The organism is Clostridioides sp. LIBA-6622, assembly GCF_056716095.1.
Genome location: NZ_CP196998.1, coordinates 2,155,813 through 2,179,794 on the forward strand (window position 1 = coordinate 2,155,813; position 23,982 = coordinate 2,179,794).

24 protein-coding genes are annotated in these 23,982 nt (G+C 26.7%); 9 read left to right on the forward strand and 15 right to left on the reverse strand.

The features are described from left to right. Window positions 1–15: 15 nt before the first annotated feature. Entirely contained in the window at window positions 16–384 is a 369-nt protein-coding gene (locus ACTG47_RS10425; RefSeq protein WP_169468970.1) for a MerR family transcriptional regulator, read from the reverse strand. A 149-nt stretch (window positions 385–533) separates the two neighbouring features. On the opposite strand from ACTG47_RS10425, the gene ACTG47_RS10430 reads away from it, so the two are divergent. Continuing rightward, window positions 534–1,328: an HpcH/HpaI aldolase family protein gene (locus tag ACTG47_RS10430; protein ID WP_479924488.1), complete on the forward strand. Its 795-nt coding sequence runs from the start codon at window positions 534–536 to the stop codon at window positions 1,326–1,328. A gap of 147 nt (window positions 1,329–1,475) precedes the next feature. Here the strand turns inward: ACTG47_RS10430 and ACTG47_RS10435 are convergent, their stop codons facing one another. The 4 genes from ACTG47_RS10435 to ACTG47_RS10450 form a co-directional block, all read right to left on the reverse strand. Beyond that, window positions 1,476–1,904, reverse strand: coding sequence for a flavodoxin (locus tag ACTG47_RS10435; protein WP_169468966.1), 429 nt, complete (start codon window positions 1,902–1,904; stop codon window positions 1,476–1,478). A 521-nt stretch (window positions 1,905–2,425) separates the two neighbouring features. Beyond that, window positions 2,426–3,364 carry a S8 family peptidase gene (locus ACTG47_RS10440; protein WP_479924489.1) on the reverse strand — a complete coding sequence of 313 codons (939 nt, stop codon included), beginning with the start codon at window positions 3,362–3,364 and terminating at the stop codon, window positions 2,426–2,428. A 261-nt stretch (window positions 3,365–3,625) separates the two neighbouring features. Next, complete coding sequence (ilvD, locus tag ACTG47_RS10445; protein WP_479924490.1) at window positions 3,626–5,281, reverse strand: dihydroxy-acid dehydratase; 1,656 nt, start codon at window positions 5,279–5,281, stop codon at window positions 3,626–3,628. A gap of 426 nt (window positions 5,282–5,707) precedes the next feature. Beyond that, entirely contained in the window at window positions 5,708–6,007 is a 300-nt protein-coding gene (locus tag ACTG47_RS10450) for a hypothetical protein (protein ID WP_479924491.1), read from the reverse strand. Between the two features lie 341 nt (window positions 6,008–6,348). Between ACTG47_RS10450 and ACTG47_RS10455 the strand changes: the two genes are divergently transcribed. Further along, window positions 6,349–6,948, forward strand: coding sequence for a VanZ family protein (locus ACTG47_RS10455; protein ID WP_479924492.1), 600 nt, complete (start codon window positions 6,349–6,351; stop codon window positions 6,946–6,948). 114 nt (window positions 6,949–7,062) lie between these two features. Here the strand turns inward: ACTG47_RS10455 and ACTG47_RS10460 are convergent, their stop codons facing one another. Continuing rightward, window positions 7,063–7,317 (reverse strand): hypothetical protein, encoded by a 255-nt coding sequence (locus ACTG47_RS10460; RefSeq protein WP_169468958.1) that lies wholly within the window; start codon window positions 7,315–7,317, stop codon window positions 7,063–7,065. Between the two features lie 392 nt (window positions 7,318–7,709). Between ACTG47_RS10460 and ACTG47_RS10465 the strand changes: the two genes are divergently transcribed. Then, window positions 7,710–8,081, forward strand: a complete 372-nt coding sequence (locus ACTG47_RS10465; RefSeq protein WP_169468956.1) for a helix-turn-helix domain-containing protein — start codon at window positions 7,710–7,712, stop codon at window positions 8,079–8,081. Here the strand turns inward: ACTG47_RS10465 and ACTG47_RS10470 are convergent. From ACTG47_RS10470 to ACTG47_RS10480, 3 genes are all read right to left on the reverse strand, one after another. After that, window positions 8,078–8,218 (reverse strand): hypothetical protein, encoded by a 141-nt coding sequence (locus tag ACTG47_RS10470; protein ID WP_479927099.1) that lies wholly within the window; start codon window positions 8,216–8,218, stop codon window positions 8,078–8,080. The genes ACTG47_RS10465 and ACTG47_RS10470 overlap by 4 nt on opposite strands. Window positions 8,219–8,602: 384 nt before the next feature. After that, window positions 8,603–9,073 (reverse strand): methylated-DNA--[protein]-cysteine S-methyltransferase, encoded by a 471-nt coding sequence (locus tag ACTG47_RS10475; protein ID WP_479924493.1) that lies wholly within the window; start codon window positions 9,071–9,073, stop codon window positions 8,603–8,605. A 141-nt stretch (window positions 9,074–9,214) separates the two neighbouring features. Beyond that, on the reverse strand, window positions 9,215–10,102 hold the full coding sequence (locus tag ACTG47_RS10480) for an AraC family transcriptional regulator (RefSeq protein ID WP_479924494.1): 888 nt from the start codon (window positions 10,100–10,102) through the stop codon (window positions 9,215–9,217). Between the two features lie 21 nt (window positions 10,103–10,123). Between ACTG47_RS10480 and ACTG47_RS10485 the strand changes: the two genes are divergently transcribed. Beyond that, window positions 10,124–11,665 carry an MFS transporter gene (locus ACTG47_RS10485; RefSeq protein WP_479924495.1) on the forward strand — a complete coding sequence of 514 codons (1,542 nt, stop codon included), beginning with the start codon at window positions 10,124–10,126 and terminating at the stop codon, window positions 11,663–11,665. Window positions 11,666–11,880: 215 nt separating this feature from the next. On the opposite strand, the gene clpB is transcribed toward ACTG47_RS10485, so the two are convergent. From clpB to ACTG47_RS10500, 3 genes are read right to left on the reverse strand one after another with little or no spacing between them, the layout of a single operon-like run. Next, on the reverse strand, window positions 11,881–14,475 hold the full coding sequence (gene clpB, locus ACTG47_RS10490) for an ATP-dependent chaperone ClpB (RefSeq protein ID WP_479924496.1): 2,595 nt from the start codon (window positions 14,473–14,475) through the stop codon (window positions 11,881–11,883). A gap of 36 nt (window positions 14,476–14,511) precedes the next feature. Beyond that, on the reverse strand, window positions 14,512–15,108 hold the full coding sequence (locus tag ACTG47_RS10495) for a hypothetical protein (RefSeq protein WP_169468946.1): 597 nt from the start codon (window positions 15,106–15,108) through the stop codon (window positions 14,512–14,514). A 16-nt stretch (window positions 15,109–15,124) separates the two neighbouring features. Continuing rightward, window positions 15,125–15,469 carry a replication/maintenance protein RepL gene (locus tag ACTG47_RS10500; protein ID WP_479924497.1) on the reverse strand — a complete coding sequence of 115 codons (345 nt, stop codon included), beginning with the start codon at window positions 15,467–15,469 and terminating at the stop codon, window positions 15,125–15,127. Window positions 15,470–15,890: 421 nt separating this feature from the next. Here ACTG47_RS10500 and ACTG47_RS10505 point away from each other — a divergent pair, with 421 nt between their 5' ends. From ACTG47_RS10505 to ACTG47_RS10525, 5 genes are all read left to right on the forward strand, one after another. Next, the gene (locus tag ACTG47_RS10505; protein ID WP_479924498.1) at window positions 15,891–16,265 is read left to right on the forward strand and encodes a GntR family transcriptional regulator; all 375 of its coding nucleotides are present in this window, start codon (window positions 15,891–15,893) and stop codon (window positions 16,263–16,265) included. Then, on the forward strand, window positions 16,262–17,125 hold the full coding sequence (locus tag ACTG47_RS10510) for an ABC transporter ATP-binding protein (protein ID WP_479924499.1): 864 nt from the start codon (window positions 16,262–16,264) through the stop codon (window positions 17,123–17,125). Before ACTG47_RS10505 ends, ACTG47_RS10510 begins: the two co-directional genes overlap by 4 nt. Then, the gene (locus tag ACTG47_RS10515) at window positions 17,125–17,763 is read left to right on the forward strand and encodes an ABC-2 transporter permease (protein ID WP_479924500.1); all 639 of its coding nucleotides are present in this window, start codon (window positions 17,125–17,127) and stop codon (window positions 17,761–17,763) included. The genes ACTG47_RS10510 and ACTG47_RS10515 overlap by 1 nt, the downstream gene beginning before the upstream one ends. An 864-nt stretch (window positions 17,764–18,627) precedes the next feature. Next, the gene (locus ACTG47_RS10520) at window positions 18,628–19,845 is read left to right on the forward strand and encodes a M20 family metallo-hydrolase (protein ID WP_479924501.1); all 1,218 of its coding nucleotides are present in this window, start codon (window positions 18,628–18,630) and stop codon (window positions 19,843–19,845) included. A gap of 161 nt (window positions 19,846–20,006) precedes the next feature. Further along, the gene (locus ACTG47_RS10525; protein WP_479924502.1) at window positions 20,007–20,705 is read left to right on the forward strand and encodes an aspartate/glutamate racemase family protein; all 699 of its coding nucleotides are present in this window, start codon (window positions 20,007–20,009) and stop codon (window positions 20,703–20,705) included. 191 nt (window positions 20,706–20,896) lie between these two features. Here ACTG47_RS10525 and ACTG47_RS10530 read toward each other — a convergent pair whose 3' ends face one another. The 3 genes from ACTG47_RS10530 to ACTG47_RS10540 all read right to left on the reverse strand — a co-directional run bounded on the left by ACTG47_RS10530 (window position 20,897) and on the right by ACTG47_RS10540 (window position 23,955). Next, window positions 20,897–21,514: a nuclear transport factor 2 family protein gene (locus ACTG47_RS10530; RefSeq protein WP_169468932.1), complete on the reverse strand. Its 618-nt coding sequence runs from the start codon at window positions 21,512–21,514 to the stop codon at window positions 20,897–20,899. 126 nt (window positions 21,515–21,640) lie between these two features. Then, a complete protein-coding gene (argF, locus tag ACTG47_RS10535; RefSeq protein ID WP_479924503.1) occupies window positions 21,641–22,663 on the reverse strand; it encodes an ornithine carbamoyltransferase in 1,023 nt (340 codons plus the stop codon). A 104-nt stretch (window positions 22,664–22,767) separates the two neighbouring features. Beyond that, a complete protein-coding gene (locus tag ACTG47_RS10540; RefSeq protein WP_479924504.1) occupies window positions 22,768–23,955 on the reverse strand; it encodes an aspartate aminotransferase family protein in 1,188 nt (395 codons plus the stop codon). Window positions 23,956–23,982: the final 27 nt, after the last annotated feature.

Below are 23,982 nucleotides of genomic sequence, written 5' to 3' on the forward strand. Positions count from 1 at the left end.
ATTATTTTATAAGAGTTATTTTTTACACATCTTTTTTTCATTTAAATAACATATCTTCTCATCTATTTTATCCATACAATCTTCTAATTCATATATTTTATTTTTAATGTTTTGCTTGTGTTGCTGAAATAATTGGATTCTTTTGTCTATAGTATCATCTCCCATATCACAAAAATGAAAACATTCATGGATGTCTTTAATAGATAAACCCGCATTTTTTAATTCTTTTATAAATATCAAACGCTCTATATCTTCTTCAGAGAAATAACGAACACCACTTGGTTTTCTACTAATAGGAAGCAGTAAATCTTTTTCTTCATAAAATCGAATAGCAGATGAAGAAATATTTGTTATTTTTGATACATCAGTCATGGAATATTTCATATTTTTCCCTCCCCAAAATTTTATATGAATAAGAACATTATAAAAATCCATTATACAATAGTCAATAAAAAAGTATTGACTTCAAGTTAGGTTGAAGTTGTATTCTTTGAAGTGTAAAAATAAATTGCCTAAAGAAAGGATTGATACAAATGGAAAAATACACAACTATGATTAAAGAAAATTTAAATGAAGGAAAGATATTGTGTGGAGTAGCAGTTTCACTATCTGATTCATCTGTAAGTGAATTAGTTGGGCTATCAGGATATGATTTTGTCTGGATTGAGGGCGAACATGGTGCTTTAGACCGTAAAGATATACAACAACATATGATAGCTGCACATGCTGGTGGTGCTGCTTCTTTAATTCGATTAGCAAACAGTGACCCTGGTCTTGTCAAACCTATAATGGATATGGGAACAGATATTATAGGTTTCCCATTTATTAATACAGCACAGGATGCAGAAAAAGCAGTATCAGCTTGTACTTATCCTCCAAATGGTATAAGAGGGTACAATCCTCAAAGAGCTTCTTATTATGGAAATATGAGTTATTTAGACTATGTCGAAAATGCAAATAACGAGACATTAAAAATGATGTTAATTGAACAGAAAGCAGGTTATGATAACATTGAAGAAATAGTACAAGTCAAAGGTGTTGATATTATAGCATTAGGTCCTGGTGATTTATCTTTAGATATGGGGTTTTCTGGAGATATGAATAGAGTTGAAATAAAAGACATGATTTCTCAAGCTGCTGAAACATGTAAAAAATACAATATGCCCTTTATTACCTTTCCTTCAGCAGAAAAGAAAAGTATTGAAACCTGGGTTAATATTGGAGCAAATATGCTTTGTTTTGCACAAGATACAACATTTATTACTTGTGTTATCAAACAATTATTATCTTTCTATAATGATATTGTACCAACTAAAAAACAACATTAAATTATAAATTTGATTTATGCTAAAAGAGACTAATATTTTATCTATTTTTATTAAGTATATTTTCTTATGTATTGTATTATTAGTCTCTCTTAGCATTTTATAATGTTGTTATCATTAGTTATTATATAATCAATATAGTATACAAACTTATTCAGCTAACATTTTACCTAATTGTACACACTCATCTTTTGCTTCTTCATCTGGGTCTTCCATTGCAGTAATCCCTTCACCACCTATAATTGTAGCACCAGCATTTTGCATACGCTCTTCCCATTCTCTCATCCATTCACAATTTCCCCAGCCATATGAACCAAATAATCCAATCTGTTTACCTGATACCATAGCTTCTAATTCTGATACAAATGGCTCCATATAACCCTCTTCTAATTGTTCTGCTCCCATAGATGGGCAACCTAATGCAAATTTATTTTCTTCTTTTAAATCACTTGGTTTTAATAAGCTTACATCCAAGACTTCTGGCGTTTTACCTTTTAACTTCACACCTTCAGCTACAAAATTTGCCATTTTCTCAGTATTTCCTGTTCCACTCCAATAAACGATATATATTTTACTCATTCTTACCTCCTGTAATATTTTTAATTAATAGTTAGCTATAGCTAACTAGAATCTAAAAAATAAAAGATTTCTTTATCTGAAATCTCTTCGTTTTTCTAAATATATAATATCATGATTGATTATGAAAATCAATAATTATTGATAATATTTATCATTTAATTTTTATACTCTTTTACTATGCACAAAATCACTTCCTATATCTAAATCTTTCATAATAATATTTTTCATAGTGTTCTTATTTATATTACAAATCACCTTATATCTTCATATAAATTATCCTTAATTTAGCTTGCATTTAATCATATACAAACTTTTATCTATACAGATATATAGAAGAACACACCTTTTCTCAGATGTGCTATCTATAATACTGTATATTTTTATAATCCTAATTATCTAATACATCTATAAACTTTATTACTCAATATTTTCGTCTATATCTACAAAACTCTACAATTAGATACTTATCAATATTTATATTGAATATATATAGTATCTATATTTTATCGTCATATTAGAAATTATCTTTTACTGGTATTCTTGTATTTATAAAGATTTAAATATAAGTACCCATTCCCTTGTTCTGTTCTAGGTATTCCAAGTGCTCTTGTACATTTTATTAATTGAGCATATAACTCAGCTTCATCTAAATCTCTTTCAAATTCTTCTCTAGCCCATTCTTTAATTAATGCTAGTGACCCTGATACATATGGTGCACTCATACTAGTACCACTCATAATAGCAAGTTTATTATCCATATAAGTTGATATAATATTTCTTCCTGGCGCAACCAAATCTATTGTAGTATTTGAATTGCTAAACTTTTCAACTAAATAATTTTCATTTATTGCACCTACTTCTATTACCTCAGCATAGCTGGCAGGATAACTATACTCACTTGTACTAGAGTCTCCATCTCCATTATTTCCTGCTGCACACACTACAGAAATATTGTTCTTTACCGCTTGTAAAACTGCATTTCTTAAATTTTTATCATCTTTATTTCCTCCAAGAGACATAGATATAATATCAACTTTGTTATTTACAGAAAAATTAACAGCATTAATTATACTTTGATATGTCCCAACACCATCTTTGTTTAACGCCTTTGCTATTAATAGTTTACAATTTGGAGCTACCCCCATAACCTCATTATTATAATTAGATGCAGCTATAATCCCTGCTACGTGAGTTCCATGTCCATTAAAATCTTCATATATATTTTTATTTCCATTACTATCATCACTAAAGTTCGCACCACCAATTATTTTACCTTTTAAAAGAGGGTGAGAAACGTCGCAGCCTGTATCTATTATACTAATTACGATATTTTTGCCAGTATATCCTTCATCCCACATTCCTCTAGCATTCATTTGTTTTATTCCATATGGAAACTTATTCTTTGCTCCTCTTAAATTCTCATTTATTTCATAGGGAATTAGTTTCATTCTTTTATTCATTGTATATATATCCTCCTAAAAATTTTATTACTTATAAATATTATAAATTTGCTTTCATGATAAGTTTATAAATCAAATTAATAACTTATATCCACTTATTTATATTTATGATGTATTTTTTATTTTTAGGAGTCATATTTTACTGTATATAAAATAATATTTAGATAATTATATTAAAAGAAAAAATTTACATATATTTACATTTCAACATGTAAGAAGTTCAATATCCTTATATGAGTTAAATCTCTTAGACATAATCTACTATTTCAACACTGCTCCTGTATTTGCTGATGTTACCAGTTTAGCATATCTACTTAAGTATCCATGTTTTATCTTTGGCTCTAAAGGTCTAAATTTTAATCTTCTATTTTCTATTTCAATTTCATTTACTTTTAACTCTAATTTTTTATCAGATATATTGATAGAAATTATATCACCCTCTTCAACTATTCCAATTAAACCTCCTTCCATAGCTTCTGGAGAAATGTGACCTATAGATGCTCCTCTAGTTGCTCCTGAAAAACGCCCATCAGTAAGAAGCGCAACGTGTTTATCAAGTCCCATTCCTGCAACTGCTGAAGTAGGAGATAACATTTCTTTCATTCCTGGACCTCCTTTTGGTCCTTCATATCTTATAACTATAACATCACCTTTATTTATTTTTTTACCAAATATAGCGCTTACAGCTTCTTCTTCTGAATTAAAAACTCTTGCTGGTCCTTCATGAACTAACATTTCTTCTGCAACTGCTGATTTTTTTACAACTGCCCCATGTGTAGCAAGATTTCCTCTCAAGATTGCAAGACCACCTTGGTCGCTATATGGATTTTTTAATGTATGTATTACTTCCTCATTTTCTATTCTACAGTTTCTTATATTTTCTCCTATAGTCTTACCTGTCACAGTTTTACAGTCTAAGTTTATTCCTTCTATCTTAGAGAGCTCATTCATTATAGCTGGAATTCCTCCTGCCATATGTAAATCTTCAATATGATGCTTACCACTTGGACTTAATTTTGTTAAACAAGGAGTCTTCTCACTTATTTCATCGAAAAAATCTAAGTTAAGTTCTATTCCTGCTTCATAAGCTATTGCAGGCAAATGAAGTACTGTATTTGTAGAACCAGCCATTGCCATATCTACAGTTATTGCATTTTTAAACGCATCTACTGTTAAAATATCTCTAGGTTTTATATCATTTTTAAGTAGTTCCATAACATACATACCTGCATATTTTGCTATTCTTTTTCTTTCTCCAGAATGTGATGCAGCAGTACCATTATATGGAATTCCCATACCTAATGCTTCTGTCAAACAATTCATGCTATTTGCTGTAAAAAGTCCAGAACATGAACCACATCCAGGACAAGAGTTCATAGCTAATTCTTCTAATTCGACTTCACTCATTGTTCCATCTTTACATGCTCCGACACCTTCCATCGCAGAGTTAAAGTCATATACTTTTCCATTTTTTTTGCCTGAAAGCATAGGTCCTCCACTCACAACAATACTTGGTATATTAAGTCTTGCAGCTGCCATTAACATTCCTGGTACTATCTTATCACAATTAGGTATAAGTACTAAGGCATCAAAACCATGTGCCATAGCCATAGCTTCTATTGAATCTGCTATTAATTCTCTTGAAGCAAGTGAATAATTCATTCCAACATGTCCCATAGCTATACCATCACACACTCCTATAGCTGGAAATTCTAATGGTAAACCACCACTCATTCTAACTCCATTTTTTGCTGCTTCTGCTATTTCATCAAGATGTAGATGACCAGGAATTACTTCATTCTGTGCATTTACTATACCTATTAAAGGTCTTTCAACTTCCTCTTTAGTAAGACCCATTCCATACATTAATGCTCTCTTTGGAGCTCCTTCTATTCCTTTTTTTATATCACTTCTCATAATATTACCTCTTTCTTACTTTTTTAAATTTTCATAATATTATTATAATACATTTTTCTATCAATTAATTACGAAAAATCTAAAAAATATTAGTATATATTAATGTAAAATTATTACGATTTACTACAAATATATTATACAATTGGATTATATAATTATATTTTTAATATACTTTCACTTTCATATGTTTTGATGGTAATTTTTATTTTTCTGGTGTAAGGAATTGACAACCATATTGTCTACTTAAATTTATACTCCTGTTGTGGTACAAAAAAGTAGTTAATCATTTTGATTAACTACTCAATAAGCTGAAATTTATTTCCTAAAAATAATAACTCCAATCATACTAAATATATGCACTCTAAAGAAGTTTTTTGTTTTATATATTTAACTTTTTAGCATTTGTATTTTTTGAATACTTTTACTTTAATCAAATCTAATATTTGAAACTTTATTCCAGTCAATTTCTCTTGAACCTTCTTCTGGATGCGAAAATTTAACTATATGAGTTGAATTATTGTAGCTGTAATAAATTGTAGTAGTTCCATTTATTGGGTTCTTCTTGTAACCTTGATATACTGCACTTTTTGGAATTTTCTTTTCAATAAAACTATATGCAGATGAAGTATCAATCGACTTTACTTTACTAGGAAATATTAGTATATAAAAAGCTACAAGTATAAAAATACATATACATGTAATACTATACCATTTAATCCATTTCATAGAATCCCTCCTATTTTACCAAAATATACTATTATTATTTCCATATATTTATAATATTTATGCATATGATAAAATTTTTTAAGCATCTACATATAAGTATAGGAGGTTTGATTTTCTGTATTTTATTAAGATTAATAATATATTTTTATAAATTAATAAATTTTTAAGATTTTATTAAAAGATTTTTAAAATTTAAAGCTTAATATAAAGATAGCAGTTATATAGCTAAAAACATAAATTTTGAAAGGAGATAAAATACAATTATGTGGACACTTTATTCATTTCTTTGCGCTATACTTCCTTGCTTAATATATCAAATAATTGTCATAAAAAGAAAAAACTTGAAGTGCAAAAAGAATGCAGTAATACATTTAATATGGGTATACATTTTTTTATTATATATTTACTTAGCACTTAGTAAAGCTGGTATTGGTAGCATATGGGATATAGGAAAGTACAGCGAAATTATTAGACTTAATGAAATAAATATAATACCATTTAGTTCAGTTGGCGCTTTAACATATGTTTTAAATATAATTATGTTTATGCCCTTAGGATTCTTACTTCCTTTAATTTGGAAAGAATTTAGAAATATTAATAATGTATCAATAACTGGATTAGGTTTCTCTTTAGCAATTGAATTTTTTCAATTATTTAACCTTAGAACTACAGATATTGACGATTTAATGATGAATACATTAGGGGCTATTTTAGGATATTTTATATGGGTATGTGTAAGTAAGTTATTTAATCTATTGAAAAAAAATACTATTTTAGCACCTATCTGTAAAAATATCATTCAAGATGAAATTGCTATTACAATGGATGATGATATAAATAAAAAAAATACCTCTCTTTATAAAAATGAAGCTATCATATATTTAATATTGGCCGTTTTAGGAGAATTCTTGTTATTTAATTGGTCGCTAATATACTATTAAATAATAAGAATTTAAAAACAAAAATACTTCAATATTCATAAATATCTAAAGCCTTCTTTCCTATTTCTATAAAGAAAAGAAGGCTTTAATTCTTAAGCATAAAACACACACTCACTATTTAATTGGCATCTGAAATATTTTATTAATATTATATCTAACTTTGTTAGCTGTTATGTAATCATATTTTGTTCCATTCTCAATAAAACTTTGTATATTATCCAACACTTGTATGGCTCTTGCATTACTTTCATAAGTTCCTATTTTTATAGTATTAAATCTTTCAAATACTACATAAACTTCACTATCATTTATTTTAATTTGATTAGCCTGCATTAAATCAGTTTTATCTTGACTTCTAATTATTATCACATTAATTCCTCCATCTACTCAACTTATTTTAATTTATAAGAATCAATTTCATATAATTAATTTCTAACTTATTTAAACATTTAAATTTATTGAAACATCAAATTGTTAATACTATAGTATCGTCTTATACATTTGGTAATTTTATTATTGAAATATTTATTTATATTCAAATTAAATGTATCTAAGTAGTATATATCTATTAATTATTTATATTTTTATTTTCAGAATATCACCTCTTTATCAATTACCATTTGTATAATTCATATTATACATATACAAATGGTAATTTTCAATATATTTTATTATTTTAATCTTTTTTTTTTATATTTTTGGTAATTTTATTTTACTTTTTATAAAAATAACTTATAATTTCGGTAAGGAGTGATGTACATATGGAAAGTTTAGGAGATAGAATATCAAATTTACGAAAAAAATTGGATATAAATCAAAAAGAACTTGCTACTAAAGTCGGTATAACTGAGGCTAGTTTATCACGTTATGAAAATAATTTACGAGAACCTAAAAGTGAAATTATAGTAAGATTGGCAAAAGAATTGAAGACATCCACTGATTATTTACTGGGTGTAAATGAAAGTACAAAGATAAGTAAAGAAGATAAATTAATCATAGAGAACTTAGCAGTCAGTGAAAAAACAAAAAAACTATTAGAAAAAATATATTCTCTTGAAAAAGAAGATAGAGAAGCTATAGAAAAAATGATTGATAATGCTTATCTAAAAAGATTTCTTAAAGAAGAGAATTAATTCTCTTCTTTTTCTTTATTCAAAACCTCAAGTAATAATTCATAAAAAGTAATATCTTCACTCAATAAATAATCTAATTTCATTCCTATATCTTCAATTTTTTCTTTTCTTGTAACAGTAGTATTTGATTTTTCCACATACACCATCCCCCAACAAACTTACGTTCTTAATGTTAGTCAGAAATTTCCAACAATTTCTTAATAAAGTTTATGTAATTATATTTTTATTTTATAAAACATATCATTATTATCCAAAATATCCCTAGATAATTATCTTAACTATATAATAATACTTTTATTCTACAGATGCAATAAAAAACTCGTAATGATAACAAAAAAATCTATTATTGTAGAATCTTGTATATTTTTTATATTTTTATATATTTTTCAAGATAATTTTTATTATAAAATTTTTTATAAATATATAAATCTTTTATGTTCATTTGGCTTATTTGTAATTTTTCAAATAAAATTTAGTTTTTCTATAATAAGCATTGTTTTAAACTTTTATTTTTATATATATTATTTATTCTCTTTTTCAAGTTTCAATAAATATTCCTTTACCTTTATTCCTCCTAGATAACCTCTCAAGCTACCATTAGAACCTACAAGTCTGTGACAAGGTATAAAAATAGAAATAGGATTTTTGCTATTTGCCATTCCTACAGCCCTGTATGCTTTAGGATTATTAATTATACTTGCTAACTCTGTATAAGTCCTTGTTTCTCCATACGGAATTTTACAAAGCTCATTCCAAACTTTTTTACTAAACTCACTTCCTAACAACTCTAAAGGCAAATCAAACTCTTTTCTATTCCCATCTAAATATTCCTTTAGTTGTTTGCTTGCTTCTTTTATAATTTCGGTTTCTTTGACCAAGTATTCTTTAGAATTTAAAATAGATGTGTCAAAAAACAAATTTGTAATACAATTATTTTTTTCTGCTATTCCTATTTTCCCAATCTTGGTTTCATAATAAAAAATATTTTTCATTAGGTATAATATCCTTTCATATTCATTTACTGCTAAATCTCATTAATAATCTTGCTCTTTTATATCATAGATTTTATCAATATTTATAAAAAACTCAAAATCCTATATTTTCTATAAAGTACATTTATAGCTTATTTATTATTACTTCTTTAAAATAATACTACAAGTATCCCTATGCTCATGTCTATATTTGGTTGGAGATATATCATAATTCTTTTTAAATAAACGACTAAAATAATTTATACTATCAAAACCACATCTCATAGCAATTTCTGTCATGTTTAAATCTGTTTGTTTTAAATAATATATAGCCTTATCAAGTCTGACTCCATTTATATAATCAGTTGTCGTCTTACCTGTTATTTGTTTGAATGTTCTACAAAAATGATGTACACTCAAATTCATATTGCTAGCAAGTTCTTTTAGTGTAATTTTATCCATATATTTTTCTTCTATCAAATCAAATATACATTCAAATTTTTCTAAAGAATATTTTCTTTCTATAAATTCTTCTTCAGAAAACATTTTATCAACATAATTTCTTAACAAGAATACTATCAATTGATAGATATTAGCTTTTATAGATAACTCATATCCAATTTCTTTATTGTGATATTCATCAAGTGTAGCTTTAATGTATTTTAAAATAAAAGAATCGTTTTGAATTAAATTCTTAAATACAATACGATTTAGAGTTAATGGTGCTAAGTACTTAGTTTGTAACAAATCAACTTGATTACTAAAAAGAAAACTAGGTTCAATACGAATAGTGTAGAATTTTAGATTATCTGATAGGCTTTCTAAATAATGCAATTCATTACTATTTGCTATTACAATATTTCCAGGCACTACTTTAAAATTACTCAAACCACATTCTAAGTACGCTATACCATCAACAAAATAATATATTTGTATATGCTCATGCCAATGTCTTTTAAAATTTTCTCCATTTTTAATATCCTCTTTTAAAAAAATATCTATGAAGCTTTCTTGACCTTTTCTATCAAAATACGTGTTTTTATCATTCATTATTTACCTCTTATCAAAATAGTGCTAATTATAAGCAATATCGTTGTTGTATTCATTATTTCATATCGATATTATATAAAATGTAATTATTATTGTAAACATCAAAATAATGCTAGTCATTATAATAAGGAGGTAATAAAAATGACAAAATCTTTTAAAGAAAACAAAAAAAATACAACAGTTTTATTTGTAGTTATAGCAATGACTTTTATGGCAACATTGGATTCTAGTATTATAAATGTAGCACTTCCAGTTCTTGCAAGTAAATTAAATGTCTCTCTATCATCTATTGAATGGGTAATAGCAAGTTATTCAATTATTATTTGTTCGACACTACTATTTTTTGGAAGACTTGGAGATATTCTTGGTAAATCTAGAATATTTCAAGTAGGCACTATTCTTTTTACAATAGCTTCATTATTATGTGGATTAAGTAATTCTTTAACTTTACTTATAATTTGTCGTTTTATTCAAGGAATAGGCGCTTCTGCCTACATGGCAAATAATCATGGAATTATTACAGAATTATTTCCAAAAGAAAGTAGAGGTAAAGCTTTAGGAATTTTAGTTACTGCTGTTGCTCTTGGCAATATGGTTGGACCATCCATAGGAGGATTTATTTTATCAATGTTTAATTGGAATTTTATATTCTTTATAAATATTCCAATAGGTATTATTGTAATATTTTTAAATACAAAATTTCTTCCAAATAATAAAAAAACTTCGGAAAAGATGGATAAGAATGGTGCTATACTTCAATTTTTAGGAACAACACTATTTTTTAGTGCTCTAATTAGTGCTCAACAAATAGGATTGCTAAATCCATATATATTAATTTCACTATTATTATCAATTATTTTTATTATATTATTTTTGATATTAGAAAAAAGACATCCTCAACCACTTCTTGACCTTGGAATTTTTAGAAATTTAAATTTTTCGTTGAATTTAGTCTGTGCTCTTACATCATTCATTTGTATTGCATCATCTAGTATTCTAATTCCATTTTATTTACAAAATACTATGAAACTTTCACCCATTCATGCAGGTTTATTTATGATATTATCACCTTTAATTTTAGCCATTTTTTCACCAGTATTTGGGAATATATCAGATAAAATTAAGTCAGAAAAAATTATTTTAGTTGGTCTTATTGTTATGAGTTTTGGATTTTTCTTAATGTCAAGATTAGAGGAGAGCTCTATTCTTATTTTATTTGTGATTTCTGTATCAATAATATCAATAGGACAATCTATATTTCAACCTGCCAACAATTCTTTGATAATGTCAAATTGTCCTAAAAGCAAATTAGGAGTTGTTGGAAGTATAAATTCCCTTGTAAGAAATTTAGGTCAAGTTATAGGTATTACTATTTCTACAACACTTTTATATAATTTTATGAGTATTAAAGCTGGGTATAGGGTTAATGATTATATAATTGGTAATGATAAGATATTTATATTTGGAATGAGAAATGTTTATATCATTATTACACTTCTTTGCTTAATAGGTGCAATATTAATTGGTTTTTATTTATTTAAACAGGATAAAAATGAACAATAATTTTTTACAATTATACTAAAGTTATGAGTATCTTAAAACTATAAATATATTATAGAAAACTTGTTAAAATGCTGACTTTGAATAAAATTTAATTTGAATATACTTATTTAAAAATATTTTTATTAGTTTGATAAAGCATATATCTTATTATAGTTTATAAATCAAAATAAGCAGGATAAAATATCTGATATATTGTATCCTGCTTCTTTTTTTCATTATTTAACTAGAACTTCTATATTTTCATCTTTTCCATCTATAACTATAGTACATCCATTATACACTTCTCCAGCAATAAGTTTCTTTGCAATCACAGTTTCTAATGTATTTCCTATATACCTCTTAAGAGGTCTTGCTCCATATACAGGGTCATATCCCTCTCTCACCATAACATCTTTAGCTGAATCTGTAACTTCAACATTAATATCTTTTTCTTTTAATCTATTTTTTAAATCTGCCATAAATATATCTATAATTTTCTTGATATTTTCTTGGTCTAGAGGTTTGAACATTATAATGTCATCTACTCTATTTAAAAACTCAGGTTTAAATCTGTGCTTCATTTCATTCATTACCAAATTGTTAGTAGTCTCTGTTATATTTCCTCCTGCTTCTAATAAATAATTACTTCCTATATTAGAAGTCATTATTATAAGAGTATTTTTAAAGTCTACAGTCTTACCTTTATTATCAGTAAGTCTACCATCATCTAATATTTGTAAGAACATATTAAATACATCCTCATGTGCTTTTTCTATCTCATCAAATAATATTACAGAATAAGGAGCACGTCTAACTGCTTCTGTAAGTTGTCCTCCTTCTTCATATCCAACATATCCTGGAGGAGGTCCAACTAATCTTGATACAGCATGTTTTTCCATGTACTCAGACATATCAATTCTAATTATATTATCTTCACTATCAAATAAATTTCTGGCAAGAGTTTTTGCGAGTTCAGTTTTACCAACACCTGTAGGTCCTAAGAAAATAAATGAACCAATTGGTTTTCTTTCATCTTTTAGACCAGCTCTTGCACGTATTACCGCATTTGAAACTGCTGTAACTGCTTCATCCTGCCCTATAACTCTTTTGTGAAGTTCTTCTTCTAGCTTAAGTAATTTTTCTCTTTCACCTTCAACTAGTTTAGTTACTGGTATACCTGTCCATTTTGATACAATACTAGATATTTCCTCTTCAGTTACTTCTTCCTTTAAAAGTGAATTTTCAGAACCATCTTTCATGTTTTCTTCATAATTCTTTATTTGTTCTTCTAATTTAGGTATTTCGCCATACTTAACCTCAGCTGCTTTATTGAAATCATATTCTCTCTCATATTTTTCAGCTTTACCTTTAGCTTCATCCAATTGAGCTTTCAAGTTTTTAATATCTAAAATTTGACTCTTTTCTTTTTCATATTTAGCAGTCATTTCATCATTTTTAGATTTTAATTCTGCTATTTCTTTTTGAATATCATCCAATCTTGACTTACTTTTATCATCATTTTCTTTAAGTAATGCTTCTCTTTCAGTTTCTAGCATAAATAGCTTTCTTCTTACAACATCCAATTCTGTTGGTAATGAATCTATTTCACTACGAATCATAGCTCCTGCTTCATCAATTAAATCAATTGCTTTATCTGGTAAAAATCTATCTTGTATATATCTATGAGAAAGTTTTGCCGCTGCCACAATAGCATTATCATGTATTCTTACTCCATGGTGTATCTCAAATCTTTCTTTTAAACCTCTAAGTATAGATATTGTATCTTCAACAGTAGGCTCTTCTGCAATTACAGGCTGAAAACGTCTTTCAAGTGCCTTATCTTTTTCTATATATTTTCTATATTCATCAAAAGTAGTTGCACCAATACAATTTAATTCACCTCTTGCAAGCATAGGTTTAATAAGATTTCCTGCATCCATTGAACCTTCTGTTTTACCAGCTCCAACTATAGTGTGAATCTCATCTATAAATAATATAATCTTTCCATCAGAACTTTGAACTTCTTTTAAAACTGCCTTTAATCTTTCTTCAAATTCTCCTCTATATTTTGCACCAGCAATTAAAGCTCCCATATCAAGAGAGAATACAATTTTGTCTTTTAATCCTTCTGGCACATCTCCTCTTACAATTCTCTCTGCTAATCCTTCAACAATTGCAGTCTTACCTACACCTGGTTCACCAATTAACACAGGATTATTTTTAGTTCTTCTTGATAGAATTCTTATAATTCTTCTTATTTCTTCATCTCTTCCAATTACAGGGTCTAACTTATTTTTCTTAGCTAAGTCTACTAAGTTTGTTCCATATCTAGCAAGTGCATCATATGTTCCTTCTGGGTCTTGTGTTTCAACTCTTTGACTACCTCTAACTTGTGATAATACATTTAAAAAGTCATTTTTATTTATATTATATTGTTTTAATATTTTACCAACAACTGATTTTGATTCTGTTTCCATCATTGCAAGCATGACATGCTCTACACTTATATATGAATCTTTATATTCTTTAGAAATACTTTCAGCCTTTATAAGTACTTCATTTATTTTTCTAGTAGCTGATACGCCTTGTGAGTCAGCACCTTCTCCATATACTTTTGGAAGCTTATCAAGTTCAATGTTTACAGTATTTCTCAAAGAATCAATTGATATATTCATTTTTTCGATTATATTTGGTATTAATCCATCTTCTTGATTAATAAGTGCTGAAAAAAGATGAATTACATCTACTTGTTGATTATGATTTTTTACTGCTTCATTATAAGCCTCATTTAAACTTTTTTGAACTCTTAAAGTCATTTTTTCTACGTCCATATAAATCCCTCCATTTTAATATTATATCCAAATAAATTAAATTCTCTCATTTATGATTATTGATTTCCTAAGCTCCAAAAGACTATCGAGTAAATTCTCATTCTTTTGTATGTCAAAGCTTAATGTTAGATTAAAGGTTTCATCTGAATTAAAAAAGTCAAATACATCTTTTGATTTTGCTCTCAAATATAAATCTTCATCTATAAGTCTTTTTTCACCAATTAATAAATACTGACATTTATCGATAAAACTCTTTCTAAAATCAATAGTATATAAATTTTCCAAAATATTATATTGATAAATAGCAATATTGTTAAACACTTTTAATATGTTTGAATTTACAAAATTGTAAATTTGATTATCATTATACAGTGATATTTGTTCATATATATACTCTCTAAATAAAGGATGTATGTTTTGTTTAAGTTTTAAAGTGACTTCAGCTGGTATTTCAAAATAAAGCTTCCAGTATCTAGAATTATTTTTTTCTAATATAAAAGCTACTCTATTTAAACTAGCACGGCTAATCTCTTTTAATGTACAATCAAAATTGTAGTGTCTTAAACTAGTTTTTTCATTTTCAAATACATAATCAAACCACTGTAGAACATTTCTATCAAGTTTTAAACTCATATAAAAACCTTCTTCCTTATTTACTAACCTTACTAGGTCTTTTTATCTGATTATATTCTGCTAATAAACTTTCTTTATCAGCTCTACTACCTTTATAAGCTATATGTGGATTTATCATATACTCACCATTTTTTACTCTCTGTAAAAAATCCATTTTTTTTAGCTCTGTGAACAATGAAGATAAAGAAGTTTTTGGATATTCAAGTTCACAAGATAATTCATTTAGTGTTTTTCTAATCTTATTATTTTTATCCATAGAGTTTATTAATTTTAATGGAATTAAATCTCTTTTAGTATACATTTCTTCTACTACCTTAATATAATTCTTAAAGCAAATATTCATATATTTACTTTTATTCATAATTAAACTTTTACTCTCTGTATACTCTTGATTTAGGTCTTTTTTTAATGTCTTATCTAAATTAAATATCTCTTATCACTCTCCTTACCTCTAATTGATAATATAAATATATTACAAAAAAATATGTATGTCAAAAGCAAAAATGTAGAAAGTTCATCTTTAAACTAAACTTTTATTTACCTATAAGCTAAACTTTCTTAGGTTTTAAAATTAGTATTTCCAATTTATTGATAAGATTTTAGAATAATATTTATAAATTTTTTTTAAAAATTTTAATATATTAAAAAAACTAGTATCTTATAAAATGCTTTTATCAAATATACAATAATTCAAATTACTTTTTTCTAAAAATAGTTGACATATTATATATATATTTATATAATGTATATATACTATATATACAATTTAAGGAGGTGTCTTGTTGAATATAGTTATTAGTAATTCAAGTGGAAAGCCAATATATGAACAAATTACTACACAAATTAAAAGCATGATTATAAGTGGAGAATTGCCAGAAGGCTCAGCTCTTCCAAGTATGAGACTATTGGCAAAAGAACTTAGAATAAGTGTGATTACTACAAAACGAGCATATAGTGATTTAGAACATGATGGATTTATTGAAACAGTTACTGGCAAAGGTAGCTTTGTATCTAGTAAAAACATGGATTTTGTGAAAGAAGAGCAATTTCGTTTAATCGAGGAGTACCTACAAAAAGCAGTTGATACAGCTAAAAGTAGTGGTATTACATATGAAGAGTTAAAAGATATTTTACTTTTATTATATAAGGGAGAATGATAATTATGGATGCAATAAGTATAAAAAATTTAAATAAAACTTATAAAGATTTTAGTCTACAAAATGTATCTTTTTCAGTACCAAAAGGAAGTATAATGGGATTTGTAGGTGAAAATGGCGCGGGAAAAACAACTACATTAAAAGCAATTTTAAATTTAATTTCTTATGATAGTGGAAATATAGAAATATTTGGCCTTGATAACAAAAAAAATGAAAAAGAAATTAAAGAACAAATTGGAGTAGTATTTGAGGGAAGCAATTTTCATGAAAATTTAAATCTAGATAATGTATCAAAAATTATGAGTAAAATCTATAAAAATTGGAATCACACATTATTCAAAGATTATTTAAAAAAATTAAGAGTTCCAGAGAATAAGCTAATTAAGGAGTTTTCAAAGGGTAATAAAATGAAACTTAGTATTGCTGTCGCTTTATCACATAATCCAAAATTATTAATACTAGATGAAGCAACTAGTTCACTTGACCCTATTGTTCGTGAAGAAATATTGGATATATTTTTAGATTTCATACAAGATGAAGAACACTCTATTATTTTATCTTCACATATTACAAGTGATTTAGATAAAATAGCAGACTATATTACATTTATACATAAAGGTAATATAGTATTTAGTGAAAATAAGGATGAATTAATTAATAATATGGGAATTTTAAAATGCAAACCTAGTGATTTTGATAATATTCCAAAGGAAGATTATTCATATTATCGTAAAAGCCAATTTGGATATGAAGTACTTCTTAATGATAAATATAGGTTTATAGCAAAACATCCAAACTTTGTAGTCGACAATACATCTATAGAAGAAATTATGTTATTTTATGTGAGAGGTGATAAATAATGAAAGGTTTAATTTTAAAAGATTTAATTAATTTAAAAGGCAATATAAAATTTCTACTTTTATTTGTAATTATGTTTGGACTTATATCTTCTTTTGGAGGAGGAGATGCTAATAATCTTGTAGGTATTATTGTAGTCCTATGCACAACAATGATTGTTTCAACATTCTCATATGATGACTTAAATAAATGGGATAGTTATGTACTTACAATGCCTATTAAGCGTAATGATATTGTACTAAGTAAATATCTGACTATGTTAATATTTAGCTTCGTTGGTGTATTGGTTTCACTTATACTTAGTATCATTATTGGTTATTTTAAACATAATTTTATATTAAGTGAAACTCTGCTTATTAATGCATTAGTCTTATCTATTTCAATATGTTTTGGTAGTCTTATCTTACCACTTGTTTATAAATTTGGTACAGAAAAAGCTCGTGTATTAATGATTTTATGTTTTTTAGTTCCAACATTACTTTTATTAGTTTCTAAAAGTATTCTAGAAACCATTAGTTCACCTCTTTCACTAGAAATTATATTTAATACACTACTATATTCGCTTCCATTCATTGCTATATTACTATTTGTGATTTCATATTTTATATCATCAAAGATTTATAGCAAAAAAGAAATATAAATTATTTTATTTAGGATTTTATTTAAATTGTTTAAGTAATGTTTTATTAAAAATACTATCAATTTCGTTTTGATAGTATTTTATTTTCATCTTTTATATCTACTAGGAGTTTTTAGTTAAATATTTATCTTCAATAATACCTCACTATTTTATCAATATGTTTATGCAACATAATTTTCATATAAACTTAATCATTGGTTACATTATTAAATCTAAAAGCAAGACTCTGTTTAAAAATAATTCTTGTACACAGTAAATTAAATTATTTTAATACTTAATGTCTAAGATTACTAAATTTATTAGTCATTTTTAATAGAATTAAAGCTCTATTTTGTTTTTAAAAATTTCAATCTCAACAATATAAAGTTAAAAATAAATTTTCTTAATTTGACATCCACATAAATGACTATTAGAATAATGTTAAACTAGAGTATTTCAATTGATTTTGATAAAAAATACAAATAGATAAAAAATTTTATGAGAATACAATTTAAACATATAATTAGAAATTACAGAAAAATATAAAAGCAAGATGAAAATTTTATTTTCAAAGGATTATTAAAATATAACCTTGCTAATCTTGAAAATGAAAGTTCAGTAGATTTAGGAATATATACTCAAGATAAAACAGGTCAAATTCTTACAGGTTTAATAGGTATTACTCATGGCAATTGGCTTTCTATAAAATACTTATTGGTTAGTGAAAGGCTTAGATATAAAAGTATTAGAAGTAAACTTTTATATTATTGTTAACATTGAAAAATAGCGTTTCATTGTATATATTGAACTATTTGAAAATTCATAAATTATAGTATAAAAGCTAATATTAGCTAAAATAAAAAAATACATATTTAGGAGGTACACATGCTAGGTCAAAAATGTATGAATTATCTACAAACATTAGGAAAAATAAGTTCAACAACAAATGGTCTTACAAGACTTATATTAACTGATGAACATAAAAAATCTATTGATTTAATAAGTTCATGGATGAAAGATTTGAATCTTGATATTGAAATTGATGATATTGGAAATGTTATAGGTACATATAAATCTAATACTCCCAATGCCCCTACATTAGTAGTTGCATCTCATCAAGATAGTGTAAAATGTGGAGGAATATTTGATGGTATGCTAGGAATAATAGTTCCTCTAATTGGACTTGAAGAGGCAAAAAATAATAATAAGTCTTATCCTTTCAACATTAAGTTAGTTGCCTTCGCTGAAGAGGAAGGAACTAGATTTGAAACATCTTTAATGGGAAGTAAAGTTTTTGCTGGTACTTTTAAAGAGGAGCTTCTTAAATCTGTTGATGAAAATGGAATTACACTTAAAGAAGCTGTAACAAAGTTTGGGTTTAATAATAAAAACTTAATAAATTTACATCCTAGAAAAGATATAGACGCATATTTAGAATTTCATATCGAACAAGGACCTGTCTTAGAAAAGGAATCTCTTCCTGCTGGAATTGTATCAAGTATTACAGGATTTAAAAGTTTTAAAATATCAGTAAATGGCAAATCTGGACATGCTGGTACATTACCAATGGATATGAGATTTGATGCTGGATGTTGTGCCTGTGAATGTGTGTTAGCCATTGAAAACATAGCTAAGATGACTACTAATTTAGTTGCTACTGTTGGAAAAATGAATTTCTATCCATCTTCATCAAATGTAGTACCTGAAAGAGTTGATTTTACACTTGATGTACGTTCTTGTTCTCAAGAAATTCTTGATACTTCAGTAGAAAAGATATTCAATGAAATATCTCATATCTGTGAAGATAGAAAGCTTAATTATACAAGTGAACTTTCCTTTGAAAATGTTCCTGTACCATGTTCAAATAAAATAACTAAAACTATAGAAAAAAGTTTTACAGATTTAAATCTTAACCCTTTTTATATCTACAGTGGAGCTGGTCATGATGCTCAAGAAATGGACCATATAACTGATATTGGAATGGTGTTTATAAGATGTGCTGGAGGGATAAGTCATAATCCTGATGAAAATGTTTCTGTGGATGACTTAGATACTGCTATAAAAATATTTTTAAAAATATTAGATAATCTCGATTTAAAATAATTTTAAATCCAATATACAATTAAAAACCTATTGTCGCTATTGCCTTATGTTATGCAATTGTATAATATTATCTATTATAAAAACAGACTCTTCTGCTCTTATAGAATCAATTTTGATATTTTATACCTAACATAAATCTGTACATTAAGGAGATACTTTTTATGAATGAAAAATTAATTGGAATTTTAGCTGGAATGGGTCCAAGGTCAACTGCACCATTTGTGGATTTAGTTATTGATGAATGCCAATCGCAGTATGGAGCAAAATATGATGATGAGTTTCCAAAGATGATGATATATTCCTTACCTACTCCATTTTATATTGACCATCCAATAAATCATGGACTTATGAAAAAAACTATTATTGATGGATTACAAAAACTTGAATCAATTGGAGTAAATTTTATTGCTATGCCATGTAATTCAGCACATATATACTTTAAAGAATTAAAAGATTCAATTAAGATACCTCTGTTAAATATTGTAGAAGAAACAGTTAAAAAGCTTCCTACTGCTTCACAAAAAGTAACTCTTTTTTCAACTAGTTCAACATTTGAATCTACAATTTATCAAGATAGCATACTACATAATGGACATGATTTTATATTTAAAGATGAGTGGCAGACAAAATTAAATACTCTTATTCAAAATATAAAAACAGATAAAGGAAATCCTTATAATATTCATATTTGGAATGAACTTATTGAAGATGTGAAAAAAGAATCTATTGAAAATATAATAATTGCTTGTACCGACTTAAATGTAGTTTTCGAAAAATCTCATTCTTCAATTAATATTATTGATTCATCAAAATGTTTAGCTGAGGCAACTATCAACAAATATCTAAAGCTAGCTAAATAAATTTTTAGATACTATATTTTAGAAAAGGTACATGTTGTTTGTTTAGTTAAAAAAATATAAACCTATAGTTTTATATTTTAGTTCTTTGATGATATAAAATTCAACTACATATTATAATATTTTAATAGAAAAGGATACCAAGACTGGTATCCTTTTTAAATATTTTTCTATTTATTATACTTCAGGTTCTACTATTGAATATTACCCATAGAATTAGAGAACTCTTGTCCTGCTGTAACAAGATTAGACAATAATACATCAGCTACTGCATCATTAGCTGAACTTATTATCCATTTGTTATCTTTTTTAGAACATTCAAACTCTACAGTTTTTGTTACATACGTCTCTTTAACACTTTTTTGTTTTTCTTTCATAATTGATACGAGCATTTCAGTCGTTTTTTCATCAGTTAAGTCTTGTCCTGAAAAACTCATACCAAGCATCTTTGTAAATGCTTCAGCTACTATCTCTTTAAGTAATGGTGTTGAATCTACAAATTTACATTCTACTTTTATTGTTGCCTTATCATCTTTAATCTCACTATCTTTTATTGTATAGGTGATTTTAGATGCATTCTGTTTTAGATAATCTAAAGCATACTGTGCATTTGGGTCTTTTGTATCTAATTCTTTTAATACATCTTTATATTTTTCGTCATTATTCTCCATTACCTTATTCATGCCTTCAAAGTCAAACTTCTTGGCACTGTTAAAAAAACTATCAATTGTATCCTCTGGCTTTGCACTTGAACATGCTGTTACAGATATTGCTAATAAAAAAGTTGTTAAAACTAATATGATTTTTTTCATATCTCAAATCCTCCCTCTTAATTTGTTGATACATAAGTTATTTTAACATATAATAAGAGTTTTTGAATAATATATTTAGAATATTTTATGTATTTTCCTTAAAATAAGACCTAGGATAAATGGTATCTATATTAAACTGTTGTTCATGTCTACATCAGTCATTGTAGAAACCATAACTGCTTTTATAGTATGCATTCTATTTTCAGCTTCTTCAAATACCTTTGAATGTTTTGAATTAAATACCTCATCTGTAACCTCTAACTCTGATAATCCAAATTTTTCATAAATTTCTTGAGCGACTTTAGTTTCTAAATCGTGGAATGCTGGAAGACAGTGTAAAAATATAACATTTTCATTCTCAGTTTTCTTTATCATCTCCATATTTACCTGATAATCTTTCAGTTGATTTATTCTTGTTTGATATTGTTCTTCTTCTCCCATAGAAACCCATACATCTGTATATATAACATCTGCACCTTTTACATCATCAATATTCTCAGTCAATCTTATATCTCCTTTAGATTTCTTAGCTATTTCCTTCATATCTTTCACTAATTCTTCATTTGGCCAAAGTTCTTTAGGTGCAAGTGCCACAAAATTAATTCCCATTTTAGCACATCCTATCATTAATGAGTTTCCCATATTATTTCTGCCATCACCAACATACACAAATTTAACTTTATTCAAATCCTTATCTACATTCTCAATTACTGTTAAAAAATCTGCTAGTATTTGTGTTGGATGATATTCATCTGTAAGTCCATTCCAAACAGGTACACCTGAATATTTAGCTAGACTTTCAACTGTTTCCTGTTTAAACCCTCTAAACTCTATTCCATCATAAAATCTTCCTAAGACTTTTGCTGTGTCAGACACAGACTCTTTTTTTCCCATATGACAATCATTAGGACCTAGATAAGTTACATGTGCTCCTTCATCATGAGCAGCTACTTCAAATGAACATCTAGTTCTTGTCGATGTTTTCTCAAATAATAAAGCTATATTTTTCCCTTGTAGTAAATCTCCTTTTATGCCAACCTTTTTCTTAGTTTTTAAATAACTAGATAAAGTTAATAAATATCTGATTTCCTCTTTTGAGAAATCCTTTAATGTTAAAAAACTCTTTCCCTTTAAACTTATATTATTCATACTAATTCTCCCCTTTTTATAAACTTTTTAAATTCAGTTAAATTTGCAAGTTATTTATTTTATATATCTTAATTCCTTATTTTAATTATTTATTTTTTGAATATTTAGTTAACTTCTAGTAGTATATCTTTTAAAATCTCAAGCGCCTCATTTATTTCTTTATAAGTGACTGTTAATGGAGGTAAAAATCTTAATACATTTTTACCAGCAGTCAAAATAAGCAATCCTTTTTTTCTGGCTTTCTCTTCTATAATACTAGATTCAATACTGGTTTCAATTCCTATCATCAAACCAAGACCTTTTGTGTTTAGTACAATTTCACTATTAAAATCCTCAATAGATTTTCTTATATAATCACCTTTTTCTATTATATCCTTATAAAAATCTTCTTTAGATATTTCATCTAATACAACTGTAGCTGCCACCATAGCTAATAAATTGCCTCCAAAGGTTGTACCTTGCTCCCCTTTTCCTAGTACTTTTGAAAGATTTTCATTTACCAGTACTCCCCCTATTGGTATTCCCGCTCCCAATCCTTTCGCTACTGTAACTATGTCTGGTTTTACATCAAAGTATTCATATCCAAAAAACTTACCAGTTCTTGCTATACCACATTGGACTTCATCAAAAATCAGTACTATATCTTTTTCTTTACATATTTTTACCAGTTGTAAAACATAATCTTTCTCAAGCACATTAACTCCACCTTCGCCTTGAATTGCTTCAAGGATTATTGCACAAACACTTGAATCTATATTATTTTTTAAATCTTCAATATTATTTCTTTCTATATACTTAAACCCTTCGGGAAGTGGATAAAAATATTTATGATATTTATCCATACCAGTTGCCATTAAAGACATCATGGTTCTACCATGAAAAGAGTCTTTTAAACTTATAATGGTTCCTCTACCTTTACCATATTTATCACTACTATACTTTCTTGCTATTTTAAATGCTGTTTCATTTGCTTCTGTTCCAGAATTACAAAAATATACTTTATCCATTCCACTTATTTTAATTATTTGCTCTCCAGCATATAACACAGGTTCATTAAAATATAAATTTGAAGTATGAAGCAACTTATCTACTTGCTCCTTTAAAGCATTTTTTAGACTATTATTGCTATATCCAAGAGAGGATACTCCATATCCACTTGTAAAATCTATATACTTATTACCATCAGTATCAAAAAAGCAACTTCCTTTACCATAATCTATAACAAAATTAGGTTGATTATATGTATCTATAAAATATTCATTCCATTTTGAAATTGTACTATTATTATTCATTCTTATCATCCCTTCTTAAATTTATAA